Here is a 23219-nt window from a genome sequence, read left to right on the forward strand (position 1 = left end):
GCTTTGGTCACTTCATCAGACATTGAAAATCAAAAATTGTTTTTGATGCTCGATGCTGTGAGTGCCCACACAGATTGCTTGATTCAAATTGTTAAAGAGCGACGCAGCTTTTGGCTGCTGCGGGAGTGGCATTCTACTCAACCGCCCTCTCGAGTCAAGCCTTATTTTCAAAGGCTTTTCGAGGCTACCGACCGGCTTGTTTGCGTTGCCGCTTGCCCTGTCGATGGAGGCGCATTATAGAGACATAGATCACATTGGCAAGCTCTCATCGCAATAAAATTGCAAAAAAATGCCAATTATTAGTTATTCATATCAAGAACACAGTTTTTATACAGACTTACCCACAGGACAAGTCAAAAAAGGGCTCATTCTGCACCCTATCACCTCCCGTTCCTCTCTAACCGTCTCCTGTTCGAAGGGTTGCTGACCATATCAGTCCGTATATAAAGGAAGAGAATCGCAAAGTGACGCTCAGACCAGTCCTGCCTCAGCAACCCAGGCAGCGATCAGCTCGGCTGCCGCCATGGAGCGGCAACCCGATATATTCTGCCCGGCCCAGAGTGGCGAGAAACCGCGGTCACCCGCCTTTTCGGCTGCGGCACGCAACGGAGCCAATGCGCCGCTGGCATACGGGAAGTCTGGCGGCAGCACCGAAAGGGGGCCGAGTTCCCGCATCAAGCGGTTGACTATCCCCCGCGCCGGACGGCCGCTGAACAGATTGGTCAGTGCGGTGTGTTGGCCATGCCTCCCCTGCAGCGCCGCACGGTGCAGGGGCGAGGTCGTCGCCTCGTGGCAACAGAGGAACGCCGTTCCCACCTGCACGGCGCTCGCTCCCAGAGCAAGGGCGGCTCTGATGCCCTTTCCATCCACGATGCCTCCTGCAGCGATGACCGGGATCGCTACTGCCGCCACTACCTGTGGCAGAAGGGTAAAGGTGCCCTGCTGCAAGCTGAGATCCTCACTCAGGAAATGGCCGCGATGGCCACCCGCCTCCAGCCCCTGGGCGATGACGGCATCGGCTCCGTGGTCAGCAAGCCACTGCGCTTCTGCCACCGTGGTGGCGCTGGCAAACACTTTTGCGCCTGTGGCTTTTACCTGGGCAAGCAACTCGGGCTCGGGCAAGCCGAAGTGGAAACTGACCACGGCAGGCCTGAACTCTGCAAGCAGAGCCGCATGCTCATCATTGAAGGGGGCCCGAGCGGGAGCATGCGACGGTGCAGCGGCATCCACCCCAAACTCGGTGTAATAGGGTGACAGCACCTGGCGCCAGCGCTGCTCCGCTGTCGGTTCCGGCTCGTGCTGCCGATGGCAAAAGAAGTTGATGTTGTATGGGCCCGGCCCGCTGGCGGCGAGGCGGCTCAGCTCCTGGCGCAGATCGGCACCACTCAGCATGGCGGCAGGCAGGGAGCCCAGTGCCCCCGCACTGGTCGCCGCCATCGCCAGGGCGCAGTCCTGCACGCCCGCCATGGGGGCCTGAATGACGGGATAGCGCATCCCCAGTTCGGCAAAGAGCGTCATATGATGGTTTCCTGTTTCTGATGGTGAGTCTGGCTGTGCGCCAGAGGCGGGTTGAGTCGGCAGATCGCACCTGACGTGCTGACACGTCGTCTGGCGATATCGCCTGTCCAGTTCCCGGCCAGACATCCTGTCTTGGCTTTCATCCATCAGGCTCCTTGAGGTTCATTGCACATCGGGCCCGCGAAGGGCCCGAACGTGAAGTGTCAACGCACGCTGCGCAGCAGGAAGTCCGGCTGGCCACAGGAGCGGCGCTCCCGCTTCTGCATCTCGTCGGAGCAGGGAACGGCATCCGTCCCCTGCTTGTTGATGCAGATGTAGATCTCCCGCAGGAAGCGGCCCCCATCAGCGCAGGCCACCGTGATGTTATCGGGGGCCAGCCACTCGTTGGCGCTCGCCAGATCAGCCTTTAGCTGGAAGCTGTTTTTGCGCAGCGGCTCTTCCGGCGATTGATAGGCGGCCGGGATCTTCACCTTCTGGCGCAGCTCGCTGGCCAATTGGTGAAATGCCTCCTGGCTCAGCCCGGAACAGGTGCCGTGCTTCTCCCATTCATGGCGATAAAGGAAGCGGCTGGGGTAGAGCCCGGCAAACTGCTGCTCCATGTCCGCATCCAGCCGCTCGCGGGTGCAGCTGGCGGGGTAGCCGCGCTGATACTGGGGCCAGAGCCCATGCAGCACGAACCCCAGTTTGCGGGCGCACTGCTCCCGATCCCCTGGCTTGATGGCGCAATGCTCGGGCGACCAGGAGAGTGCCATGGCGTAATAGTCAAACTCCCCCGCATAGCCTTTGCCCTGGGCGGCGGAGATCCACAACAGCGACCCCACCAGCCATACCATGACCTGCTTCATCTCTCGTTCCCCCTCATCTCTTTGCACCCGGTGGCGCCCCATTTTGCGCCCTCATGCTCCCATAACAGGGAGTCAAAGAACAATCGCTCAAAATGGCCTTACTCACTGTGGGTCAGACCAGTAAAAGGTTTCCCCTGCCGGATCAGAGGCGTAAGCTGGCTCTCCGGCGGGCCTTCATGACGCGCCACGTTTCCCCGATTTCATCAGCAACAGGACGTAACATGATCCGCAAGAATCCCTCAGGTCACCTGCCCGTTATCGACGAATCCGCCTATATCGACAAGACCGCCATCATCTGTGGCAAGGTGATCATCAAGGAGAACGTGTTTGTCGGCCCCTATGCCGTGATCCGCGCAGACGAAGTGGACGAGAGCGGTGACATGGAACCCATCGTCATCGGCGCCAACTCCAACATTCAGGATGGCGTCGTCATCCACTCCAAATCCGGCGCTGCCGTCACCATCGGCGAGTTCAGCTCCATCGCCCACCGCAGCATCGTCCACGGCCCCTGCGAAGTGGGTAACCGGGTCTTCATCGGCTTCAACAGCGTGCTGTTCAACTGCCACATCGGCGAAGGGTCCGTGGTGCGCCACAACTCCGTGGTCGATGGCTGCGATATTCCCCCCGGCTTCTATGTTCCCTCCACCACCCGCATCAACCAGCAGAGCGATCTGGCGCAGATCCCGCGCGTCACCGTGGACGCCACCGAGTTCTCCGAGGATGTGGCTCACACCAACATCGACCTGGTCAGGGGTTACAAGGCGCTCTCCAACGAGTTTTGATCCGGCGAGCGGTTCACGACACACAACGGGCGCCACGGCGCCCGTTGTCACAACTGTAAAGAGGGCGAAAAGAGGGTGTAAAGGTGGTTGAGCCGGGCGCACGCGTCGCGTTTGATGGGGGCGTTCCCATCAATGGAGTCATCATCATGTCACGCTATCCTGTCGCCCTTGCCCTGCTGCTGGGCACCACGCTCCTTCATGCCGGCGAGATGCCGCCCCCGATAGGCGCCCGCCAGGGAGGCCCCATGACACCGCCCCCCTCCGTGCTCTATCACGCCAGCAAGCAGGGTGCGGATCCCCAGGCCCTGGTCCAGGCGATGTCCAAAAACATTGATGCCGCCAAGCCGGATACCCGCTACGAGGTCACGGTCAGCGTGCGCGAACTGCCGCCCCAGCCACTCAAACCCCAGCCCGCCGGTGCGCCGCTCAAGGGGCAGTGAGATGAGTCTGCACCGCCCTTCACTCTGGCTGCTTGCCATGGCCATCGCCCTGCCCGCCATGGCGGGTCCGGGGAACATGCGCAGACCGGGCGGATGGGAGAGCCCTGCCCCGCAGTACGGCCATGGGGCTGGTCCCGGCTTCGGCCACCGCGTCGACCGGCTGCCGGGAGGGGTGGAAACCTTGCTGCTGGCCGGGCTCACCTACTATGTGCTCGACGGCATCTTCTACCGCCGGCAGGAGAACCACTATGTGGTGGTCTCCCCACCTCCTCAGGTCCTGGTGGTGGCAGAGACAGGGCTCATCCCCCTGGATCTGGATGGCCGCCGCTATTACGTCAGGGAGGGTCACTACTACCTGCGAGAAATAGACGGGCGCTACACCGAGGTGCCGCCGCCAGCGGCGCTGCGCTGAATCGCACGGAGGAACAGATACGAGCAGGGGGCCTTGGCCCCCTCTTTCATTACCGGGGTGTTTACCCCACTCAGGTCTGAGCCGCGTACCTCAGGACGGGTCATGTAGGGGCAGCGTCATGGTCACTCTCAGCCCCCCCTGTGCGCGATTGCGCGCCTGGATGGTGCCGCCCTGCAGAATCACCGCCTTGCGGGCGATGGCGAGACCGAGCCCGTAGCCCTTGCCCATGCGGGGTGAGCCGATGCGCACGAAGGGGTCGAAGATCCCCGCCAGCTTCCCCTCCTCCACCCCGGGCCCCCGATCGGCGATGGAGAGCTGCATCTCCTGGCCCAGGCGCAGCAAGCGAACACTCACCATCTGGCCCGACTGCGAGAAACGCAGGGCGTTGCGCACCACATTATCCACGGCGCGGCGCACCAGCTCGGCATGCCCCAGCAGGAGGCAACCCTCCCCCAGCGCCGCCTCGAGCCCTATCTCGACTCCGGATTGCTGGGCTTCGAACCTGGCATCCTGGACGACGGTCTCCACCAGCGCCAGCAGGTCGTAGTGGCTCTGCTCAAGCCCGTGGCCCTGCTCGGCACGGGAGAGGGTCAGCAGCTCCCCTATCATCCTGTCCATCCGCTCCGTCTCGAGCCGGATCCGCGCCAGGGCGTCGCTCGCCTTCTCCGGGCGCTGCTCCGCCAGGCCGATGGCCATCTGGATGCGGGCCAGGGGGGATCGCAGCTCGTGGGAGACGTCGTGAAGCAGCTGCTCGCGCCCCTCGACCAGTTGCTGCAACCGCTCCACCATGAGATCGAACTCCTTCGCCACCTCCGTCAGCTCGTCCCGGCGCCAGCGCAGAGCGGGCCAGAGTCTGACCTCCAGATCCCCTCTGGCTACCCGATCGAAGCTGCGCCGCAGGGCGTTCATGGGCCGGGTCAGGTGCCAGGCGAACAGAATGCTGAACAAGAGTCCCCCCAGGCCGCCAATCCAGAGCATGGGCGGAGGAATGTTGAGCCAGGAGAGGGGGCCGGGAGCAGGCCCGCCGGGGAGGACGCGCGGGTCCGCTCTGGTCTGCAGCAGATAGGTCTGCCCGTCGCTGGCAATCACGGTGCGTGTCAGCACGCTGCCCGGGCCAGGTTCCCCGGAGGCTGGCAGCCTGGATGCCCGGGGCGCTGGCCGGGAAGGCGCATCGGAGACATCAAGGAGTGTTATCTGCAGCAACGGCGGCGACATGGCCTGGCTCAATGCCGTCGCAGCCTCGATTCCCCCCTTTGCCAGCACGGCTGCCGCCATCTCCAGATGCTGGCTCGCCAACTGCTGGGCCAGGTGCTCTTCCGGGGGAGCACGCTCGGCACGAAAACCGAGCCAGAGCAGTTGGCTGACCAGCACGATGGCCAGCCAGAACCCCAGCAGAATCTTCCAGAACAAACGCCCCTTGAGGATCACCGTATCTTGTACCCTATGCTGCGCACCGTCTCTATGGTGACGGCCTCCCCCGCCTTCTGCTGCAGTTTCTGCCTCAGGTTGCAGATGTGCACATCGACGCTGCGATCATAGGCCTCCCGCGGGCGCCCTACCCCTTGCAGGGAGAGGGTGTCCTTGGTGACCACCTGCTCCGGTACTCGCACCAGCAACACCAGCATGTTGAACTCGGTGGCGGTCAGCTCCAGCGGCTCCCCCTGCCAGAGGCAGACCCGGTTGGCCGGGGTGACCGTCAGATCCCCCAGGATGAGGGCATCCGGCGAGGGGGTTGCGCTCCCCCCCTCGTTGACCCGCCGCAGAACGGCCCGCAGCCGGGCCACCAGCTCCCTGGGGTAGCAGGGTTTGGGCACATAGTCATCGGCCCCCATCTCCAGTCCCACCACTCGATCCACATTGTCCCCCTTGGCGGTCAGCATGATGATCGGCAGGCGGCTGCGCTGGCGCACCTGGCGCAGCACCTCGGTGCCGCTCAAGTCGGGCAGCATCACATCCAGCAGCAGGGCGCTGTAACGGCCGGAGAGGGCATGGTACACACCTTCCCCTCCGGTCAGCACCTGGGTGGTATCAAACCCCTCTCCCCCCAGGTATTCACTCAACATGGCGCCCAGTTCGGCATCGTCATCCACCAGCAGGATCTTCATATGCGGTCTCCCTTGTCGGCGGCCATTTTCGCCGCTTGCCACGCACTTGGCAGCCATTTTTACGAAACCCTTACGCTTGGCGCAAAGAGCCTTAACCCGGCTCTGGGGTAGAGTGCCGCCGTGATCGTCATTCAGGATACAGGTTGTCATGCCCACGTTCTCCCCTCGTCTCTTCTGGCTGCTGCCCCTGTGCGCCCTCGCCCTGTTGCTGGCCTGGCGCCCCCAAGCCAAGGCACCCACCAGCGACTACATCACCGCCAGTGCCGAGACCCGGGATCTGGAGCAGCTCATCATGGCGGACGGCACCCTGAAGGCGCGCAAGCAGGTGAGCGTGGGCGCCCAGGTGTCGGGCCAGATCAAGAAACTGCACGTGACTCTGGGGCAGGAGGTCAAACAGGGGGAGCTGCTGGTCGAGATAGACGATCTGCCCCAGCAGAACGCCCTCAAGGATGCCCTGGCCCAGCGCGACAACCTCCAGGCCCAGCTGGATTCCAAAGAGGCCACCCTTCGCAATGCCCGCCTGGCATACCAGCGCCAGCAGCAGATCGTCGCAAGAGGTCTTGGCAGCACGGCCGACCATGACAGCGCCAAGGCGACCCTGGACGAGACCCTGGCCGATATCCGCAATGCTGTTCAGATAAGCACTTTTTTGACTGATTATTCATAAATTGGATTTGAGTTGAGGGGGCAAGGCTGTGTCCAGTCGATCTTCCTCCAGCCTTTATCCAGCGGGGCTTGCAATAGAAAGAGGGAGGCATCATGCCTCCCTCGCTTTTTTGTCCTGATACTACGTGGACTGGAACTCAAATTCTCTTAAGTGAACAGCATTGTGGCCGATATCCGGGCCCTCAACGCCCAGCGGGTGCAGGCCGAGATCGCGGTGGACACAGCCCGGGTCAACCTGGGGTATACCCGGATCCTGGCCCCCCTCTCCGGTACCGTGGTGGCCATGCCGGTGGAGGAGGGGCAGACCCTCAACGCCAGCCAGAGCACCCCTACCCTGCTCAAGATTGCCCAGCTCGACACCATGACGGTGGAGGCCAGGATCTCCGAGGCCGACGTCATCAACGTCCGGGTCGGCATGCCGGTCTATTTCACCATTCTTGGCAACAGCCAGCGCCGCTTCGAGGGATCCCTGCGGGCCATCGAGCCCGCCCCCGACACCATCAATGACGACGACACCACCACCAGCAGCAGCGACAGCAGCGCCATCTATTATCACGACCTGTTCGAGGTGCCCAACCAGGATGGTCAGCTCAGGATCAGCATGACGGCCCAGGTCTATCTGGTGGTCGCCCGGCTCAAAGATGCGCTGGTGATCCCGGCCATCGCCCTGCAGGGGGATCAGGTCAGGGTGATCGACGACGGAGGCCGGATCAGCCTGCGCCGGGTCAAGGTCGGCCTGAACAACAAGGTGGATGCCCAGATCCTGTCGGGCCTGAGCACCGGTGAGCGGGTCATCGTCAGCGAAGTGAACGCAGGCCAGAGCAACGCCGCCGGGGGCATGCCGCCCCCCATGGGGATGTGACCATGGGCGCCTTGTTGCAACTGCGGGGCATCCGCCGCCACTTCAAAGAGGGTGAGCGCACCGTCACCGTGCTGGACGGCATCGATCTGGCGATCGCCCGTGGAGAGATGGTGGCCATCGTCGGCGCTTCGGGCTCCGGCAAATCCACCCTGATGAACCTGCTGGGCTGCCTGGATCAGCCGAGCGAGGGGGCCTATCTGGTGGCCGGGCGCGATACTGCCACCCTCAGCCGGGACGAGCTCGCCGCCCTACGCCGTGAGCACTTCGGCTTCATTTTCCAGCGTTATCACCTGCTGGCGGATCTCGATGCCCGCACCAATGTGGAAGTGCCCGCCCTCTACGCCGGTCTGGATCCGGCCGAGCGACGCCAGCGGGCCGAGGCCCTGCTGACCCGCTTCGGCCTCGCCAGCCGGCTCGAACACAAGCCAAGCCAGCTCTCCGGCGGCCAGCAGCAGCGGGTCAGCATCGCCCGCGCCCTCATCAACGGCGGCGAGGTGATCCTGGCCGACGAGCCGACCGGGGCCCTCGACAGCCAGAGCGGCGCCGAGGTGATGGCGAGCCTTCAAGCTCTGCATCGCCAGGGCCACACCCTGGTGATCGTCACCCACGACATGGACATCGCCCGCCACGCCGAGCGGATCATCGAACTGAAAGATGGCCGGGTGATCGCCGATCGCCGCACGCGCGAACCACAGGCCCTTTCCCAGGCGACCCAGACCGCCACCAAGACGTCCGCCAAGGGGAAGCCCCCGCGGATGGCGGGGCTCGGGAATGCCCTGCAGATGGCCCTCAAGGCCATGGTTGCCCAGCGTCTGCGCACCTTTCTCACCATGCTCGGCATCATCATAGGTATCGCCTCGGTGGTGACCGTGGTGGCCCTCGGGCAGGGCTCCCGGGAGCGAGTGCTGGAGAACATCAACGCCATGGGCACCAGCACCCTGGAGGTGTTCCCCGGCCGCGGCTTCGGGGACATGCGCTCCGCTACCATACAGACGTTGCGGATCGGGGACGCCGAGGCCATCGCCCGGCTGGACTACGTGCACAGCGTCACCCCCAGCCTCAGCACCAGCGCCCCCCTGCGCCTTGGCAGCACCGCCGTCTCCGGCACCATCAACGGCGTCGGCGCCCAGTTCTTCCAGGTCAGGGGCTATCGCCTGGCCCAGGGCATGGGCTTTGATCGCCAGAGCGAGGAGAGCCTGGCCCAGGAGGTGGTGATCGACGAGCACACCCGGGACAAGCTGTTCGCCCCGACCCAGTCCCCCCTGGGCCAGGTGATCCTGCTGGGGGATCTGCCCTGCCGGGTGATCGGGGTCGCCATCAAGAACCAGAGCGGCTTTGGCAGCGACGAGACCCTCAACGTCTGGATCCCTCATACCACCGCCATGAGCCGCCTGCTGGGGCAGAGCCATCTGCGCAGCATCAGCGTGCGGGTACGGGACGAGGTGAGCCTGGACGCCGCCCAGGACGGCATCAGCCGCCTGCTCACCCTGCGCCACGGCAGCCAGGACTTCTTCCTGCTCAACACCGACAGCATCCGCCAGACCATCAGCCAGACCAGCGCCACCCTGACCACGCTGATCGCCCTCATCGCCCTCATTTCCCTGATCGTCGGGGGCATAGGGGTGATGAACATCATGCTGGTCTCGGTCACCGAGCGCACCCGGGAGATAGGGGTGCGGATGGCGGTCGGCGCCCGGACCCGGGATATCCAGCAGCAGTTCCTCATTGAAGCGGTGCTGATCTGCCTGCTGGGGGGCGTGCTCGGCATCGCCCTCTCCCTGGTGCTGGGCCAACTGTTCGACCACGTCAGCAGCGGCGTCCGGATGAGCTACTCCCTTGCCACCATGGGGGTGGCCTGCCTTTGCGCCAGCCTGATCGGGGTAATATTCGGCTTCGCCCCGGCCCGCCGGGCCGCCAGGCTGGATCCCATCCACGCACTGGAGCGCGAATAGCCCGCATTGACGCCGGGGTGACGCCACTCTCCCCGACACCGGATCGGGGGCCGATGCCCGGCCCCGCCACCAAGCCTGAACGCCCGCACTTCTTCCCTGAATGCGCGGGTTCTTTGACCGGGTCCCGTACCCGGTCTTTTTTTGTCTCCCGCCCGCCATACCCGCAAAAAAGCCGCCCGAAGGCGGCTCTTGTCATCACGGGCCAGGCGGTGATTCCGGGCCATCAGGCGCCGATGATACCGCCATCGTCCCGGGTGATCCGCAACACAGTGGAGCGGGGAATGGCGGTGCCACCGTCCGGGAAGTGGGAGGGCGCCCCCTCCTCACCCGGGTGCTGCACCCCGACGAACAGAGTGCGCCAGTCAGGCGTGAAGGTGAGGCCCGTTATTTCGCAGGCCACAGGGCCGGTCAGGAAGCGGCGCACCTCGCCGCTCGCGGGATCGGCGCACAGCATCTGGTTGTTGCCCATGCCGGCAAACTGCTTCTCGTTGGAGTAGTCGCCGTCGGTCTGGATCCAGAGCCGCCCCGCCTCGTCGAAGCCGATGCCGTCCGGGCTGTTGAACATGTTGTCCGGATGGATGTTGGCACTGCCCGCCATCAGCCCCTCCTTGTGCACGCCAGGGTTGCCCGCCAGCAGGAAGAGATCCCACTCGAAGCTGTCGCTCCCGTGATCGTCCCCCATCGGGCGCCAGCGGATGATCTGGCCATAGGGGTTCTCGGCCCTGGGGTTGGCGCCATCGAGAGGTTGGTTCTCCTTGAGGCCGCGGTTCTTGTTGTTGGTCAGGGTGCAGTAGACCTCGGCTCTGTGGGGATGCACGGCCACCCACTCGGGCCTGTCCATGGTGGTGGCGCCGAGCCGGGTCGCCGCCTCCCGGGCGAAGATGAGCACCTCCCCCTGATCGGCGAAGCCGTTCTCCCGGGTCAGACCGTGCTCGCCGTGCACCAGGGGCAGCCACTGGCCGGTGCCCTTGAGCTCCCCCTCCCTCGCCTCGAAGCGAGCCACATAGAGGGTGCCCTCATCCAGCAGATCCCGGTTCGCAGGATCGTTGCCCGGCGCCACCTTGTTCTTCGAGACGAAGCGGTAGATGTGCTCCCCCCGCTCGTCGTCGCCGAGGTAGACCACGGCGCGGCCATCCTGGTTGATGGTGAAGGCCGCATTCTCATGCTTGAAGCGGCCAAGGGCGGTACGCTTCTTCGGGGTGGAGGCGGGATCGCGGGGATCGATCTCCACCACCCAGCCGAAGCGGTGCGGCTCCTGGGGATGCTTCGCGAGATCGAAGCGCTCGTCGAACCTGTGCCAGCCAAAGCCCGCATCCTCGGCGGCCAAGCCGTAGCGGGCGGCGCGCTGGTCCAGCTCCGGCTTGCCCTCGCTGCCGAAGTAGCCGTTGACGTTCTCCTCGCAGGTGAGGTAGGTGCCCCAGGGGGTCTGGCCATTGGCGCAGTTGTTGAAGGTGCCAAGGGCGGTGCGCCCCTCGGGATCGGCCTGGGTCTTGAGCAGGGCATGGCCCGCCGCCGGGCCGCTCAATGTCATGGGGGTCGTGGCGGTGATGCGGCGGTTGAGGCCCCCCCTGGGGTTGGCCTGCCACTTGCCATCGATGCGCACCAGCTCCACCAGGGAGACCCCGTGGGCCGCCTGAGCCTTGGCGACAGCCTCTGCACTGAGGGTCTTGCCACCATCTTCAAACAGGTATTCGTAGTTGGTGTATTCGTTGTTGACGGCGAGCAGGGCGCGATCCGGGCCCAGGGGGAAGAAGCTCATGCCGTCGTTGTTGTCGCCAAACTGGCGGGCCTGGGCCTTGGCGTCGTTGCTTTGGGCAAAGGCGGGGGCGTCGGCGAACAGGGCATCCCCCCAGGCGATCAGCACCTCGGCCTTGTAGCCGGGCGGCACCACTATGGTGTCGGCCACCGAGGCGGGCACGGCCTGGAAGCCAAGCAGCGGCCGGGTGGCGGCAGCCACGGCCTGGGCCACGGGGCTCGCGGCAAAGAAGGCCACCATGCTGGCGGCGCCCACCCCTTTGAGGAAGCCACGGCGGCTCAGGCCCGCCTCGATGAGGCGGTTGAATGCCGGCTCCTGCTCGCGGGGGTGGTTGGCACTGTCTTTCTCGTCAAAACGGCTCATCGGCTTTTCCTTGTTATCTCGGCGCAATCATTGCGTCATCTCGGCGTCCGGCCACAGCATGGCAGCGCTTTATTAAACGAGGATGACAAATGATGAGATAACCGGCTGGCCCGGCAAGACGCCAACGACAAGGGGCGGTGGACACCAGTCCCACCGCCCCAAGAGACACATCGCCGACAGAAGCTCTCCCCTCTATCTAGCCGCACGTCTTCAGACTGCTATGCCCGTTTGTACCGGATAGCGCCCGATGGCAACGTTTAGTTGCACTTCTTCAGGCTGATATGCCAGTTGGCGCCGGATTGCACCTGATGTTTGGCGGCGAAGCTGTCCATGTTCAGCGCCACCGACACCTGCAACAGGCTGTTGAGGTAGACCAGGGGCTGGCCCTCCGGCACATCGCCAAAGCTGCTGACGTAGGGAGCCTTGCCCTCGTATTTCAGCGCATCCCCTTCGCTGATCCTGATGCAGGCGTTGTCCCCCTTGTGGATACCCGCCTTGGTCAGCAGGCTGTCGTCGATATTGGTCCAGACGTTGCCGTACTGCACGTCCAGGATCGGAATGGTGCCCTTGAGGGTACCGTCTTGCTCGGCCACCGCGGGCTGATAGGGGATGGTCACCACCTCGGCGGGCAGCAGGGGCCCCACCTGCTCGAAGCTGATGGCACCGGAGGCGAGGCGCGCGCCGGTGTAGGCGTAGACGTCGCGGCCGTGGAAGGTGTAGGACTTCTCGGAGCCCTTGAGGCGGTTGGTTTTCTCGTCTATCTGGCGCACCGCCTCGATGCCGAAGTGCTCCACCACCAGGGTCAGGGTGCCGTTGTCCGGGCTGACGATGTAGTGGCCGCTCCTGGTCTTGAGTACCACCGACTTGCGTTCGGTGCCGACACCGGGGTCCACCACGCTGACGAAGACGGTGCCCGCGGGCCAGTATTGCAGGGTCTGATAGAGGCGGTAGGAGGCTTCCCAGATGTTGTAGGCCGGGATCTCGTGGGTCAGGTCATGGAGCGGCAGGGTGCGGTCCACCCCGAAGGCGACCCCCTTCATGGCCGAGACGGCGCCATCCTTGAGACCGAAGTCGGTCTGGAACACCAGGGCCTCGTTGGCAAGGGCACTCGCCCCCACAAGAGAAAGGGCGAGCACGAGGGCGCGGGGGACGACACGAATATCCATGTCAGGGCTCCTTTAAAGACGTTTGGACGTCCAGATTGCCACTCATGGCAATCTTTGCAACCCCTGATGCCCGAATGGGGGGCGAAATGACTCGCCAATCCGCCCCGTGCGGGTGTATCCATGGGGCATCCAACGCCAGGAGCACACCAGATGACCAGAGAGCATCACGACACCATTTTGCTGAGCCTGGGCAATACCCGAAGCCAGGTCGCGCTCAGCGCGGCCGATGGCACCAGCCAGACATTTGCATTGACACTGGGGCTCGATGCCCTGACCCCGGGACCCTTTCGCCGGGATCCGCCGACGCCCCTGGAGCTTGAGCAGGCCATCATGGTGGTGGAGGATGTGCTGATGCCCCTCGCGGCACGGATCCCGCCCCACCCCGTGCTGCACCTGCAAAGCCCGGAGCCCCTGACCGAGGTGCTCGACAACCGGGTGCAGAGCCGGGATAACATTGAGCGGTTGTTCGGCCAGCTTGCCGCCATGGTGGAGGGGGATCCCCTGGCATCGGCCCAGTTGCCTAGGGAGAGGCGCATCGCCGCCGCCCTGCTGATCCTGCGGGAGTGGATGCACCACCTGGATGCCGGGAGCGTCGTCCTGGTCGATGGGTGATGCCCTGTCACACAGCGGGTTCGAAGCGCCGCCGTGACACCGCCCAGGCCAACCCCAGGCTTGTCAGGGTGCTGCCGACGAAGAGCAGATCCAGCGCGACGCCAAGACCGGCCCCGTCGCTCACCCAGCCCAGCAACACGGGTACCCAGTTCGCCACATAGGCGATCACATAGAAGAGGGAGAGCAGCCGCGCGTGGCTGGCCGGGGGCGCGATGCGATTGATCAGGGTTGCACTGCCCACGAACACGGCCCCCTGGGCATAGCCCGCCACCAGCAGCCCGAGTCCCGCCAGCCAGCTGGGCAGGCCGTGAACGGCCCCGGCAAAGAGCAGCACGCACAGCGCCAGGGCCAGCACGCCGCTTTGCAGGGTATGGCGGGCATCGAGGCGACGGGCCCAGAGCTGGCAAAGCCCGGAGAAGACCAGATAGGCCGCGACGAGATAGCCGAACAGCCCCAGATCCGTCATGCCCAGCATCTCGCTCACCACCTTGGGACCCATGGCCAGCAAGCTGGCCGCCACCGCCCAGGCGGTGAAGAGCGCCAGGGCGCAAAGGAAGAACCCGGCCCCTGTGGCCCTGAGCCCCTCTCCCAGGGATCCGCCACCCTGCCTGCTCGGGGCGGCCTCCGTCGCCCTCGCCCCTTTGGGCCAGCTCAACACCAGCCCCCCGATGGCGCAGGCCGCCATCCCCAGGATCAGCAGAAACGGCAGCGTGGTCGGGTAGAGATCCTGCTGCAGCGCCAGCCCGCTGAACACGGGGCCAAGGGCCAGCCCGGCAGTGAACGATAATGTGGCGCTCAGCGCCGCCCGCTTGCCCCCATCCCTGGGGCCAAAACGCAGCAGCGCCACGTTGGCGGCACCGGTCAGGCTGCCCGTGCCAATCCCGGCCAGCAACCGCGCCAGCAAAAGGGTCCAGAAGCTGTCGGCCAGGGAGAAGAGCAGTGCCCCGCCCCCGACCGCCACCAGGGCAGGCAGGATCAGGGTGCGCAGATCCGCCACGCGTCCTGCCAGGTTGCCCATCCCGAACAAGGCGATGAGCACGCCCCCCGCATAGCCGCCATAGATGAGGCTGAGGCCGAGATCGCTCAGAGCCAGCGCCGCCTGGTAATGGGGATAGAGCGGGGTAGGCACGCTGCTGTTGAGCAGGGCCGACATCAGGGCGAGGGAGAGAAACCAGCGCAGACGAGGATGGACAACCTGACCTGGCTCGCAAGCCGGGACGCTTGAGACAGACATGGACACTCCAGTGACAGACGAATGAAACCGCAATCGGGAGCGACATCATAGCGATCCCGCCCACTCCGGACTGCGGCAGTTCTGCATCACGCCGACTCAATCCTGCATCACATCGGGGTGGCTCGCGCCCTTGGCCGGGGCACCGGACCCGGTCTATCCCCTTGTGCTGCCATCCCCGCTGGCATCTAATATTGCGGCGCCAATCGGGCGTTCTGCTTGAGTGAGGAGCAAGCATGATCAACTGGGACGATGCCCGCTTCTTCCTGGCCCTGGCACGGCGGGGCAGCCTGCGGCAGGCCGGACTCGAGCTCGGGGTGGATCAGGCCACCGTCGGGCGACGGATCACCCTGCTCGAGCAGCAGCTGGGGGCCAAGCTGTTTATCCGCACCCCCAGACACTATCGCCCCAGCCCCCTGGGGGAAGCGCTGCTGCCCCAGGCCGAGGCCATGGCGCAGGCGGCCCTGGCCATGATGCGCACCGCGAGCCTGGGGGAGCTGGAAGGGGAGCTTTGCATCGCCACCACGGATACCCTGGCCCAGGGCTTCGTGCTGCCCGCGTTCACCCTGCTGCGCCAGCGCCACCCCGGCATCCGCCTCAAGTTGCTGACCGCCGTCAGCGTGAGCGACATCCCCAATCAGGAGGCGGATCTCGCCATTCGCAGCGTGCGCCCCGAGCAGGGAGATCTCGTGGTCAAACGGCTCGCCACCATCAAGATGGGGCTCTACGCCTCTCCCGACTACCTGGCCAGGCGGGGCACGCCCCGCTCGGGTCAGGCACTGCAAGAGCACGACCTGCTGCTCTTTCCCAAAGAGCTGGTGGCCCGTCAATGGCTGAGTCTGTGCGGCGAACCGCTCCACGAACCCAACGTGGTCCTGCAGAGCAATGCCCAGCTGGTGCTGATGGCCGCCGCCCGGCAGGGGCTCGGCATCGCCCTGCTCTCCACCTTCCTCGCCGAGGAGGATCCCGCCCTGGTGCGCCTGCTGCCTGACCAGCACGATCCCATCGACATCTGGATGGTGCTGCACCCGGATGTGCAGAAGACGGGCCGAATGCGCGCCCTGGTGGCAGCCCTGGAGGAGGTGTTCCAGCCCCTGCAACAGACCCAGCCCTCCGCCCCCCCCTGTCAAACGCACAGGGATTGAGCGGGTATGCCCCCCATACGGGGCACTTTCTTCGCAACGAACCATGTTAGAATCCGCCGCTGTTTTTTCCTTTGATAACGGGGCCTTACATGAAGAAGTTTGTTGTTTCATCCAGTGTCATCCTGATGGCGGGCTTGCTGACAGCCTGTGCAAGCGAGTCGTCGCGCACCCTGGAGGTACCCAAGGTTGCCTCCTATCAGAGCCACTATCAGGGCGCACGCAGCCCCATCGCCGTCGGCAAGTTCGACAACCGTTCAAGCTACATGCGTGGCATCTTCTCCGACGGCGTGGACCGGCTGGGCAACCAGGCGAAAACCGTGCTGATCACCCACCTGCAGCAGACCGGCCGCTTCAGCGTGCTGGATCGCGACAACATGGCGGAGATCCAGGCCGAGGCCGGGATCAAGCAACAGGCTCAGCAACTCAAGGGCGCCGACTACGTGGTCACCGGCGACGTCACCGAGTTTGGTCGCAAGGAAGTCGGTGATCATCAGCTGTTTGGCATCCTGGGTCGCGGCAAGTCACAGATCGCCTATGCCAAGGTCAACCTGAACATCGTCAACGTCACCACCTCGGAAGTGGTCTTCTCTTCCCAGGGTGCCGGGGAGTACGAACTCTCCAACCGCGAGATCGTCGGCTTCGGCGGCACCGCCAGCTACGACTCCACCCTGAACGGCAAGGTGCTGGATCTCGCCATCCGCGAGGCCGTCAACAATCTGGTGAACGGCATCGAGACCGGTGCCTGGCGCCCGGCCCAATGAGGAGAGACGAGATGACGCTGTTCCGTCCTTCCCTGCTGCTGGTCAGCGGCCTGCTGCTGAGCGCCTGCGCCCAGGGGCCGCAGACGCTCTACAACTGGGATCAATATCAGGGGGTGGTTTACCAGCACATGCAGGGTGACGACACCGGGGTCGAAGCGCAGATCGATGCGCTGGAGAAAAACCAGCAAGAAGCGAGCGCCAAGGGGCAGGCTGTGCCACCGGGCTTTCACGCTCACCTCGGCATGCTGTACGCCCAGCTCGGCAAGGATGCCCAGACTCGCGAGCAGTTCGAAACCGAGAAGCGCCTCTTCCCCGAATCGGCCCCCTTCATGAACTTCCTGATGTCCAGCAAGAAGGGAGAGACCCAATGACCCTGCGCACCCTCCTTGCCCTCACGCTGGGCGCCCTCCTCCTGGGCGGCTGTGCACAAGGCCCCGGCTACGACTACAGCAACTTCAAGGAGAGCAGACCAACCTCCATTCTGGTGCTGCCGCCGGTGAATCACTCGCCGGACATCAAGGCGGGCCCCAGCCTGCAATCCCAGATCACCTATCCGCTCGCCGAGTCCGGCTATTACGTGCTGCCGGTGGCGGTCACCAACGAGACGTTCCGGCAGAACGGCGTGACCGAGCCCGCCGACATCCAGGCGCTGCCCATCAAGAAGCTCCACGAGATCTACGGTGCCGATACCGCCCTCTACCTTGACATCAAGGAGTACGGCACCAGCTATCTGGTCATCTCCAGCGAGACAGTGGTCACCGCCAGTGCCCGCCTGGTGGATCTGCGCACCGGCAAGCTGTTGTGGGAAGGCAGTGCCAGCGCCAGCAGTGCCGAGCAGCAGGGCAATTCGGGGGGCGGCCTCATCGGCATGCTGGTGGTGGCGGTGGTCAATCAGATTGCCAACACCCTGACCGACAAGGGCCATGAAATCGCCGGCATCACCAGCGTCAGGCTGCTCAGTGCCGACATGCCCAACGGCATCCTCCATGGCCCCCGCTCGCCGAAATACCAGGCTCGCTAAGGCGCGTCGTCTCACTCCACACAAGAGGGCGCCATGCCCTCTTGTTTCAGTCACCCCCCTTCCCCCGCCCACCATCGAATGCGATCTTATCGTCTATCTTTTTGATATTGCTGGCTCATTTTTGTGCACACCCCATGGCACCCCACCAACTTCATCTGGTGATGCCCGGTAAAATCAGTTACAAAAAAGGCCTCTGTCACCACGGGAGCGTTCACGCCATGGCCGCCTCACTGCTGCGTTTCCTCCCCCGTCGATGGCTCACCCGGCTTGGCTGGCTCTGCCTGGCCCTGATGGGGCTCGGATTGGTGTGCAACTACACCTACCTTCGTATCAGGCACGACATGGCGCTCATCACCGCCAAGCAGCCCAACCTGTTCGAGGTGTTCTATCAGCGGGCTCGCATCCTTGCGCCAGAGAAACTGGCCGCCTTCATCGACAACAGCAGCATCAAGATGCCCATCTTCAGCGAGAACGGGGATGCGACGGCCTATGGCTATGGCTATGATCTCCCCACCCTGAAGCGCCTGGCGGTCATTCCCGTGTTGCCCCCGGCCAACCAGATGCTCCTCGCCTACCTGTACGTCATCTCCAACCCCGAGGTCCTCAACCTCTACGCCTTCTATGATGATCGCCGCATGCTTGGCATGGTCGCCAGCAAGGGGATGCTGCCGAGCCAGTTGTTGCCCATCAACACCGACCTCAGCGACATCGAGCCCTGGACCCACTATTTCGGCTGCGCCTTTTTCGCGGCCACCCATGTCCCCTGCAGCACGGATGAAGCCTAGGTCTCCGGTCTCTATACCGACACCTTCACCGGGTTGCAGGCCATCACCCTCTACTTCCCCTTCGTCTATTACGAGACCGCCATCAAGGACTACCGCTATGGACTCAAGGGCATCGACATCGCCGTCGACCGGGCGTTCAAGGATGTGCTGCGCCCCTTCGAGAGCCTCAATCCGACCCGGACCGTCCTCTCCTTCGAAGAGGTCGAGCCCTGCCGCCCGTTCCACCTCTGCCTGAGTACGCCGCTGATGCGCACTCAGGCAGGCAATGATCTCTACCTCAAGTGGTCATACAGTTACGGCGATTTCATCCGGTCCGTGCTCTACGGGGCGGCCTTCAAGCTCTATCTCATCATCCTGCTGCTGATCATGCTGACGGGGCGCAGCCTGGTTACCCGCCTGCGCACCCTGGCCCAGACCGACCACCTGACCCGACTGCCGCGCCGTGACATCCTGAACGAGGCGCTGCTGCAGGAGCACGACTACCTGATGATCCTCGACATCGACAACTTCAAGTCCGTCAACGATACCCATGGCCACGGGGTGGGCGATTTGGCGCTCGTCGCCTTCGCCGCTCACCTCAAGGCCAATATTCGCAAGGGCGATGTTGCCATTCGCTGGGGCGGGGAAGAGTTCATCGTGCTGTTCAAGGGGATGGACGATGACAACATGGTGCATCACTCCGCCGCCCGCCTGCTGGAGCGGCCATTGCGCATCCCCGAACTGCCCGCCCCCATCACCTTCTCCGCCGGAGTGACCCGCATTCGCGATTACCTGACGGTGGCCGAGGCGGTGCAACTGGCCGACGATCTGCTCTATCACGTCAAGCAGCACGGCAAACGCAATATCGCCTATTACCAGGGGCAGACCATCCGCCTTGTCCGCGATCCGGGCGCCGATTAGGCCCCCTGAGCGCCCCGGCTTCTGCCGCGCCCCCGCTATCTGTTACCATCCCGCCACGCTGATTGTTTCCGTCCCGGCCACGGGGCGGGATAACCCCATACTGGTGCCCTATGTCCATTGCCTCCTTCGCCGAACTGGCCCTCTCCCCCCGCTTGCAGCAAACCCTGGCCGAGCTTGGCTACGCCGCCCCCACCCCGGTGCAGGCCAGCGCCATCCCCCTGATCCTCGCGGGGCGGGATCTGATGGCGGGCGCCCAGACCGGCACCGGCAAGACCGCCGCCTTCGTGCTGCCGCTGCTGGAGCTGTTGCTGCAACACCCGACGAGCGATGGCCCCCGCCCCATCCGCGCCCTGGTGCTGGTGCCGACCCGCGAGCTGGCGGTGCAGGTTTTTGATAGCGTCACACGCTACGCCAGGGGCACCACTCTCACCAGCACGCTGGTCTACGGCGGGGTGAGCATCGCCGCACAGGTGGAGGCGCTGAACGCCGGGGTGGATATCCTCATCGCCACCCCGGGCCGCCTGCTCGATCACCTGCGCCAGGGGGTGCTCACGCTGGCCGAACTGCACCATCTGGTGTTTGACGAGGCGGACAGGATGCTCGACATGGGCTTTATGGACGAGATCAAGGCGCTGCTGAAGCAAATCCCGGCGGATCGCCAGACCCTGCTGTTTTCGGCCACCTGCGACGACAACCTCTTTGCGCTCAGCAAGGTCTTGCTGCGCGACCCCGAACTGATCGAGGTGGCACCGCGCAACACCACGGCGGCCGAGGTGGAGCAGCGGGTCTATGCGGTGGACAGCGATCGCAAGGTGGCGCTGGTCGAACACATGCTGACCGTGAAGGGCTGGGCACCGGCGCTGATCTTCAGCCGCACCCGCCAGGGGGCCGACAAGCTGGCCCAGCAGCTCGGCAAGGCGGGCATCAATGCGCTGGCCTTCCACGGGGACCTGTCACAGAGCGCGCGGGAAAACGTGCTGCTGGCGTTTCGCGCCGGCACCTTGCAGGCCCTGGTGGCCACCGACGTGGCGGCTCGCGGCCTCGATATCAGCGACCTCAACCATGTGATCAATCTGGAGTTTCCCCATCAGCCGGAGGATTACGTGCACCGCATCGGGCGCACCGGCCGCGCCGGCAACAAGGGGCTCGCCATCACATTGTTCAGCCCCGAAGACGCACCCCTGCTGGAGAAGGTGGAGGCCGTGCTCGACACCCGATTGCCCCAGCAGTGGTTCCCGGGCTTCGAGCCGGATCTCACCCGCTTCGACCCAGAGCCGCGCCGCGCCAGCAAGGGTGCCCAGAAGCAGAAGGCCAGAAAGCAGGCCCTCGCGGGCAACAAGGGCGGCAAGGGCCGCAAGCCCTGACATGGAGGATCTTGCGGGGGAGCCCCAAAGCACGGGTGCTCCCCTTTTCCTCGCGCCGGCCCGGGGAGAAACCCTGGCGCCGCCGACCCCCTCTCTTGCTCTCTCCCTCTTGTTCCCCTGACCAAACCGCCCCCAGAGCCTTGCCACACTCTGCTACAAAAGAGGTAGTGAAGGGGCACACTTTCGCCACAAAGCAGGCGTGAGATAAAGGCATGGCACAAGGAGGACATCATGAAACCCGCATCCCTCGTCTGGGCCCTGCCCCTGACCCTCACCCTGCTCTGGCTCTCTGGTCTCACCCAGTGGCCCGCCAGCGTCTGGCCCTGGCGCCACGAGCTGCTGATCCTGACCGGTCTGCTTGGCCTCGGCGCCATGACCCTCTCTTTGCTGCTGGCCCTGCGCCTGCCCAGGCTCGAGGCCTGGTGTGGCGGGCTGGATCGCATGTTGCGCCTGCACCGCAGCAGCGCCCTCTGGGCCACCGGCACCCTGATGGCCCACTGGCTGCTGGTGGAAGCCCCCAAGTGGGCCGTCGCCGCCGACTGGCTGACCCGGCCGGCACGCCGCGGTGCAGGCGCAGGCAGCGATGACCTGTGGCACGAACTCGGCAATACCCTGGGGGAATGGGGTTTCTATCTGCTGCTGGCCCTGGTAGCGGTGAGCCTGCTGGCGGTGGTGCGCTACGAGCGCTTCCGGGTGGTTCACCGGCTGGCCCCGGTCATCTATCTGATGGGCTGGCTGCACGGGCTCTGCCTGCTGCCGCACATAGGCGTCCTGACCCCGGTCGGCCTGACCCTGCTTATCGGCGGCGGGCTGGGTGCCCTGGGGGCGCTCTACTCCCTCTTTGGCCGGGTGGGCCAAAACGAGCGCCACCAGGGGACGGTCAGCGCCCTCGCCCCCCTGGATGAGCGCACCCTGGAGATCCGGGTTGCCCTCACCGCGCCCCTGCACGGCTACCGCCCCGGACAGTTCGCCTTCTTCGACTTCGCCGGGCGCGGCGAGCCTCACCCCTACACCCTGGTGAATGTCTCGGCGGATGGCTGTACCCTCACCCTGGCGGTACGCGCCCTCGGGGATCACACCCGCTGGCTGCACCAGCACCTCAAGGTGGGGGATGCGGTCATCGTGACCGGCCCCTATGGCGCCTTCGCCCTGCCGGATCCGGCCCCCGCGCTCTGGGTCGGCGCCGGCATCGGCATCACCCCCTTCGTCGCCTGGCTGGAGGCCCTGGTGCGCCGTGGCGAGACACGCCCGGGCACCACCTTGCTGCAATGCGCCCCCACCGCCGAGGCCGCCCCCTATCACAGTCGGCTGGCCGAGCTGTGCCGCCGGGCCGGGGTCGACTACCGGCTGCATCTGGAGTCCGAGCGCGGCCGACTGGATCTCGCCGCCCTGGGTGAGCGTCAGCACACCCCGGTGTGGTTCTGCGGCCCCGAGCCCATGGCCCAGACTCTGGATGCCCATCTGGCAGCCCCGCTGCACCGGGAGCTGTTCCGCTTCCGTTGACGGGCCAGACCGGCGCGTTCAGTCATTGGCCTGATATTAGGGAAACTGGGAGACGGGCGGGCACGGGCCCCCTTGAGCGGGCCACGCCCCCGCCGCCCGCACGCTGCCGCCCCAGAAGCTCGCCACCAGTATCAAGGCCCCGGCCAGCCCGTATTTGATCCAGGATTTCATCGTCTTGCTCCCCTCTCGTTGGCCCTCGCCACCCTGTGGCAAGCAGGCCCATTTATCAGTGGGCAGAAGATAGAAGGGATATGTGAGGGGAAAATGAGGCTGTGTGAAGCCAGGGTGAAGTCGAGGGGAAGTCAGAAGATATCAGCAGCGAGTCACGACAAACATGGCGGTTGGCAATGCGGGGAATGGAGAGAGGTAAGGGCTCAACATACGCAGTCAACGCCTTGATGTAGGGACGATTAGCGCAGCGTAATCGTCCGCATACCGCCGGCACCGAGTCATGGTAAGAGCGACAGGAAACTCTGGATATCAGCGGCTTCTAGGCCACGACCTGTTCGCGATTGTCCGAATACGCTTCGCTATTCGAACCTGCAACACAGATAGCGGCCCCTCACCCTAACCCTCTCCCAAGGGAGAGGGGATGGCCCGTGCCAATTCAAAGCCCGGTTGCCAAACCAAATCAGAGGCGCATATTTGCTCCCTTCTCCCACTCTTGATCACAAACAAGAGGAGAAGGGCTGGGGATGAGGGGGGAGGTAACAATAAGCCACATAATGTAGGGTCGATTAGCGCAGCGTAATCGTCCTCATACCGCCACGCACCAAGTAATGGCAAGACCGCCAATAAATTCCAGATATCAGCGGCCTCTCGGCCACGACCTGTTCGCGAACGTCAGAATCCGCTTCTCTAATCTACTGCCCTGCATCATTCCTGCAGGGCAAGATCGCGAACGTTTTTTAAGCAGGGCATGAGGATTTGACCGACCGAACAGGGTGTGATCTTATACTCTCTTTTACGGGAGTTTCGTCATGAACCATCAAGCGGCATTTACCCAATTCTTCTCCGAACTTGAAGACCC

Annotated in this window: 23 protein-coding genes and 1 pseudogene; 16 read left to right on the forward strand and 8 right to left on the reverse strand. The window is 64.4% G+C overall.

Features of this window, described 5'->3' with window-relative positions; translation table 11 throughout:
- Positions 1-240: hypothetical protein (locus J9889_RS12435; protein ID WP_210556867.1), on the forward strand; the 240-nt coding region annotated here is incomplete at its 5' end.
- A gap of 231 nt (positions 241-471) precedes the next feature.
- Here J9889_RS12435 and J9889_RS12440 read toward each other — a convergent pair.
- Positions 472-1518, reverse strand: coding sequence for a nitronate monooxygenase (locus J9889_RS12440; protein WP_210556868.1), 1047 nt, complete (start codon positions 1516-1518; stop codon positions 472-474).
- Between the two features lie 203 nt (positions 1519-1721).
- The gene (locus J9889_RS12445; RefSeq protein ID WP_151028388.1) at positions 1722-2363 is read right to left on the reverse strand and encodes a ribonuclease; all 642 of its coding nucleotides are present in this window, start codon (positions 2361-2363) and stop codon (positions 1722-1724) included.
- 221 nt (positions 2364-2584) lie between these two features.
- On the opposite strand from J9889_RS12445, the gene J9889_RS12450 reads away from it, so the two are divergent.
- From J9889_RS12450 to J9889_RS12460, 3 genes are all read left to right on the forward strand, one after another.
- Entirely contained in the window at positions 2585-3145 is a 561-nt protein-coding gene (locus J9889_RS12450) for a carbonate dehydratase (RefSeq protein ID WP_010672952.1), read from the forward strand.
- 146 nt (positions 3146-3291) lie between these two features.
- Entirely contained in the window at positions 3292-3585 is a 294-nt protein-coding gene (locus tag J9889_RS12455) for a hypothetical protein (RefSeq protein WP_210556870.1), read from the forward strand.
- A 1-nt stretch (position 3586) separates the two neighbouring features.
- Positions 3587-3997, forward strand: a complete 411-nt coding sequence (locus J9889_RS12460; protein WP_210556872.1) for a DUF6515 family protein — start codon at positions 3587-3589, stop codon at positions 3995-3997.
- 90 nt (positions 3998-4087) lie between these two features.
- Here J9889_RS12460 and J9889_RS12465 read toward each other — a convergent pair whose 3' ends face one another.
- On the reverse strand, positions 4088-5407 hold the full coding sequence (locus J9889_RS12465) for an ATP-binding protein (RefSeq protein WP_246878080.1): 1320 nt from the start codon (positions 5405-5407) through the stop codon (positions 4088-4090).
- Positions 5408-5421: 14 nt separating this feature from the next.
- A complete protein-coding gene (locus J9889_RS12470) occupies positions 5422-6102 on the reverse strand; it encodes a response regulator transcription factor (RefSeq protein ID WP_201890875.1) in 681 nt (226 codons plus the stop codon).
- A gap of 148 nt (positions 6103-6250) precedes the next feature.
- Here J9889_RS12470 and J9889_RS12475 point away from each other — a divergent pair.
- The 3 genes and pseudogenes from J9889_RS12475 to J9889_RS12485 all read left to right on the forward strand — a co-directional run.
- A pseudogene (locus J9889_RS12475) lies at positions 6251-6727 on the forward strand (biotin/lipoyl-binding protein); the annotation flags it as partial.
- 192 nt (positions 6728-6919) lie between these two features.
- On the forward strand, positions 6920-7630 hold the full coding sequence (locus J9889_RS12480; protein ID WP_349237009.1) for an efflux RND transporter periplasmic adaptor subunit: 711 nt from the start codon (positions 6920-6922) through the stop codon (positions 7628-7630).
- A 2-nt stretch (positions 7631-7632) separates the two neighbouring features.
- Positions 7633-9582, forward strand: coding sequence for a MacB family efflux pump subunit (locus J9889_RS12485; protein ID WP_246878082.1), 1950 nt, complete (start codon positions 7633-7635; stop codon positions 9580-9582).
- 223 nt (positions 9583-9805) lie between these two features.
- On the opposite strand, the gene J9889_RS12490 is transcribed toward J9889_RS12485, so the two are convergent.
- Together J9889_RS12490 and J9889_RS12495 are read right to left on the reverse strand one after the other, a co-directional pair.
- Positions 9806-11701 carry a PhoX family phosphatase gene (locus J9889_RS12490; protein ID WP_202041976.1) on the reverse strand — a complete coding sequence of 632 codons (1896 nt, stop codon included), beginning with the start codon at positions 11699-11701 and terminating at the stop codon, positions 9806-9808.
- 257 nt (positions 11702-11958) lie between these two features.
- Positions 11959-12867, reverse strand: a complete 909-nt coding sequence (locus J9889_RS12495) for an S-adenosyl-l-methionine hydroxide adenosyltransferase family protein (protein ID WP_210556878.1) — start codon at positions 12865-12867, stop codon at positions 11959-11961.
- 150 nt (positions 12868-13017) lie between these two features.
- On the opposite strand from J9889_RS12495, the gene J9889_RS12500 reads away from it, so the two are divergent.
- Complete coding sequence (locus tag J9889_RS12500; protein WP_210556880.1) at positions 13018-13479, forward strand: hypothetical protein; 462 nt, start codon at positions 13018-13020, stop codon at positions 13477-13479.
- A 7-nt stretch (positions 13480-13486) separates the two neighbouring features.
- Here J9889_RS12500 and J9889_RS12505 read toward each other — a convergent pair whose 3' ends face one another.
- Positions 13487-14713, reverse strand: a complete 1227-nt coding sequence (locus tag J9889_RS12505) for an MFS transporter (protein WP_201890871.1) — start codon at positions 14711-14713, stop codon at positions 13487-13489.
- Positions 14714-14946: 233 nt separating this feature from the next.
- Between J9889_RS12505 and J9889_RS12510 the strand changes: the two genes are divergently transcribed.
- The 8 genes from J9889_RS12510 to J9889_RS12540 all read left to right on the forward strand — a co-directional run bounded on the left by J9889_RS12510 (position 14947) and on the right by J9889_RS12540 (position 22189).
- A complete protein-coding gene (locus J9889_RS12510; RefSeq protein ID WP_210556882.1) occupies positions 14947-15855 on the forward strand; it encodes a LysR family transcriptional regulator in 909 nt (302 codons plus the stop codon).
- A gap of 89 nt (positions 15856-15944) precedes the next feature.
- Positions 15945-16616 (forward strand): CsgG/HfaB family protein, encoded by a 672-nt coding sequence (locus J9889_RS12515; protein ID WP_029313711.1) that lies wholly within the window; start codon positions 15945-15947, stop codon positions 16614-16616.
- Between the two features lie 11 nt (positions 16617-16627).
- Positions 16628-16987, forward strand: a complete 360-nt coding sequence (locus tag J9889_RS12520; protein ID WP_080989864.1) for a DUF4810 domain-containing protein — start codon at positions 16628-16630, stop codon at positions 16985-16987.
- Positions 16984-17637, forward strand: coding sequence for a DUF799 domain-containing protein (locus J9889_RS12525; RefSeq protein ID WP_041214564.1), 654 nt, complete (start codon positions 16984-16986; stop codon positions 17635-17637). Before J9889_RS12520 ends, J9889_RS12525 begins: the two co-directional genes overlap by 4 nt.
- 218 nt (positions 17638-17855) lie before the next feature.
- On the forward strand, positions 17856-18422 hold the full coding sequence (locus tag J9889_RS24105) for a hypothetical protein (protein WP_246878083.1): 567 nt from the start codon (positions 17856-17858) through the stop codon (positions 18420-18422).
- A gap of 33 nt (positions 18423-18455) precedes the next feature.
- A complete protein-coding gene (locus J9889_RS24110; protein WP_246878084.1) occupies positions 18456-19322 on the forward strand; it encodes a GGDEF domain-containing protein in 867 nt (288 codons plus the stop codon).
- Between the two features lie 110 nt (positions 19323-19432).
- Positions 19433-20686: a DEAD/DEAH box helicase gene (locus tag J9889_RS12535; RefSeq protein ID WP_210556885.1), complete on the forward strand. Its 1254-nt coding sequence runs from the start codon at positions 19433-19435 to the stop codon at positions 20684-20686.
- A gap of 231 nt (positions 20687-20917) precedes the next feature.
- Positions 20918-22189 carry a ferric reductase-like transmembrane domain-containing protein gene (locus J9889_RS12540; RefSeq protein ID WP_210556886.1) on the forward strand — a complete coding sequence of 424 codons (1272 nt, stop codon included), beginning with the start codon at positions 20918-20920 and terminating at the stop codon, positions 22187-22189.
- Between the two features lie 36 nt (positions 22190-22225).
- Here the strand turns inward: J9889_RS12540 and J9889_RS24520 are convergent, their stop codons facing one another.
- Positions 22226-22360 (reverse strand): hypothetical protein, encoded by a 135-nt coding sequence (locus tag J9889_RS24520; protein WP_257710345.1) that lies wholly within the window; start codon positions 22358-22360, stop codon positions 22226-22228.
- Positions 22361-23219 lie beyond the last annotated feature (859 nt).

This window comes from Aeromonas sp. PrichA-15, assembly GCF_017939245.1.
Lineage (GTDB): Bacteria > Pseudomonadota > Gammaproteobacteria > Enterobacterales > Aeromonadaceae > Aeromonas > Aeromonas caviae.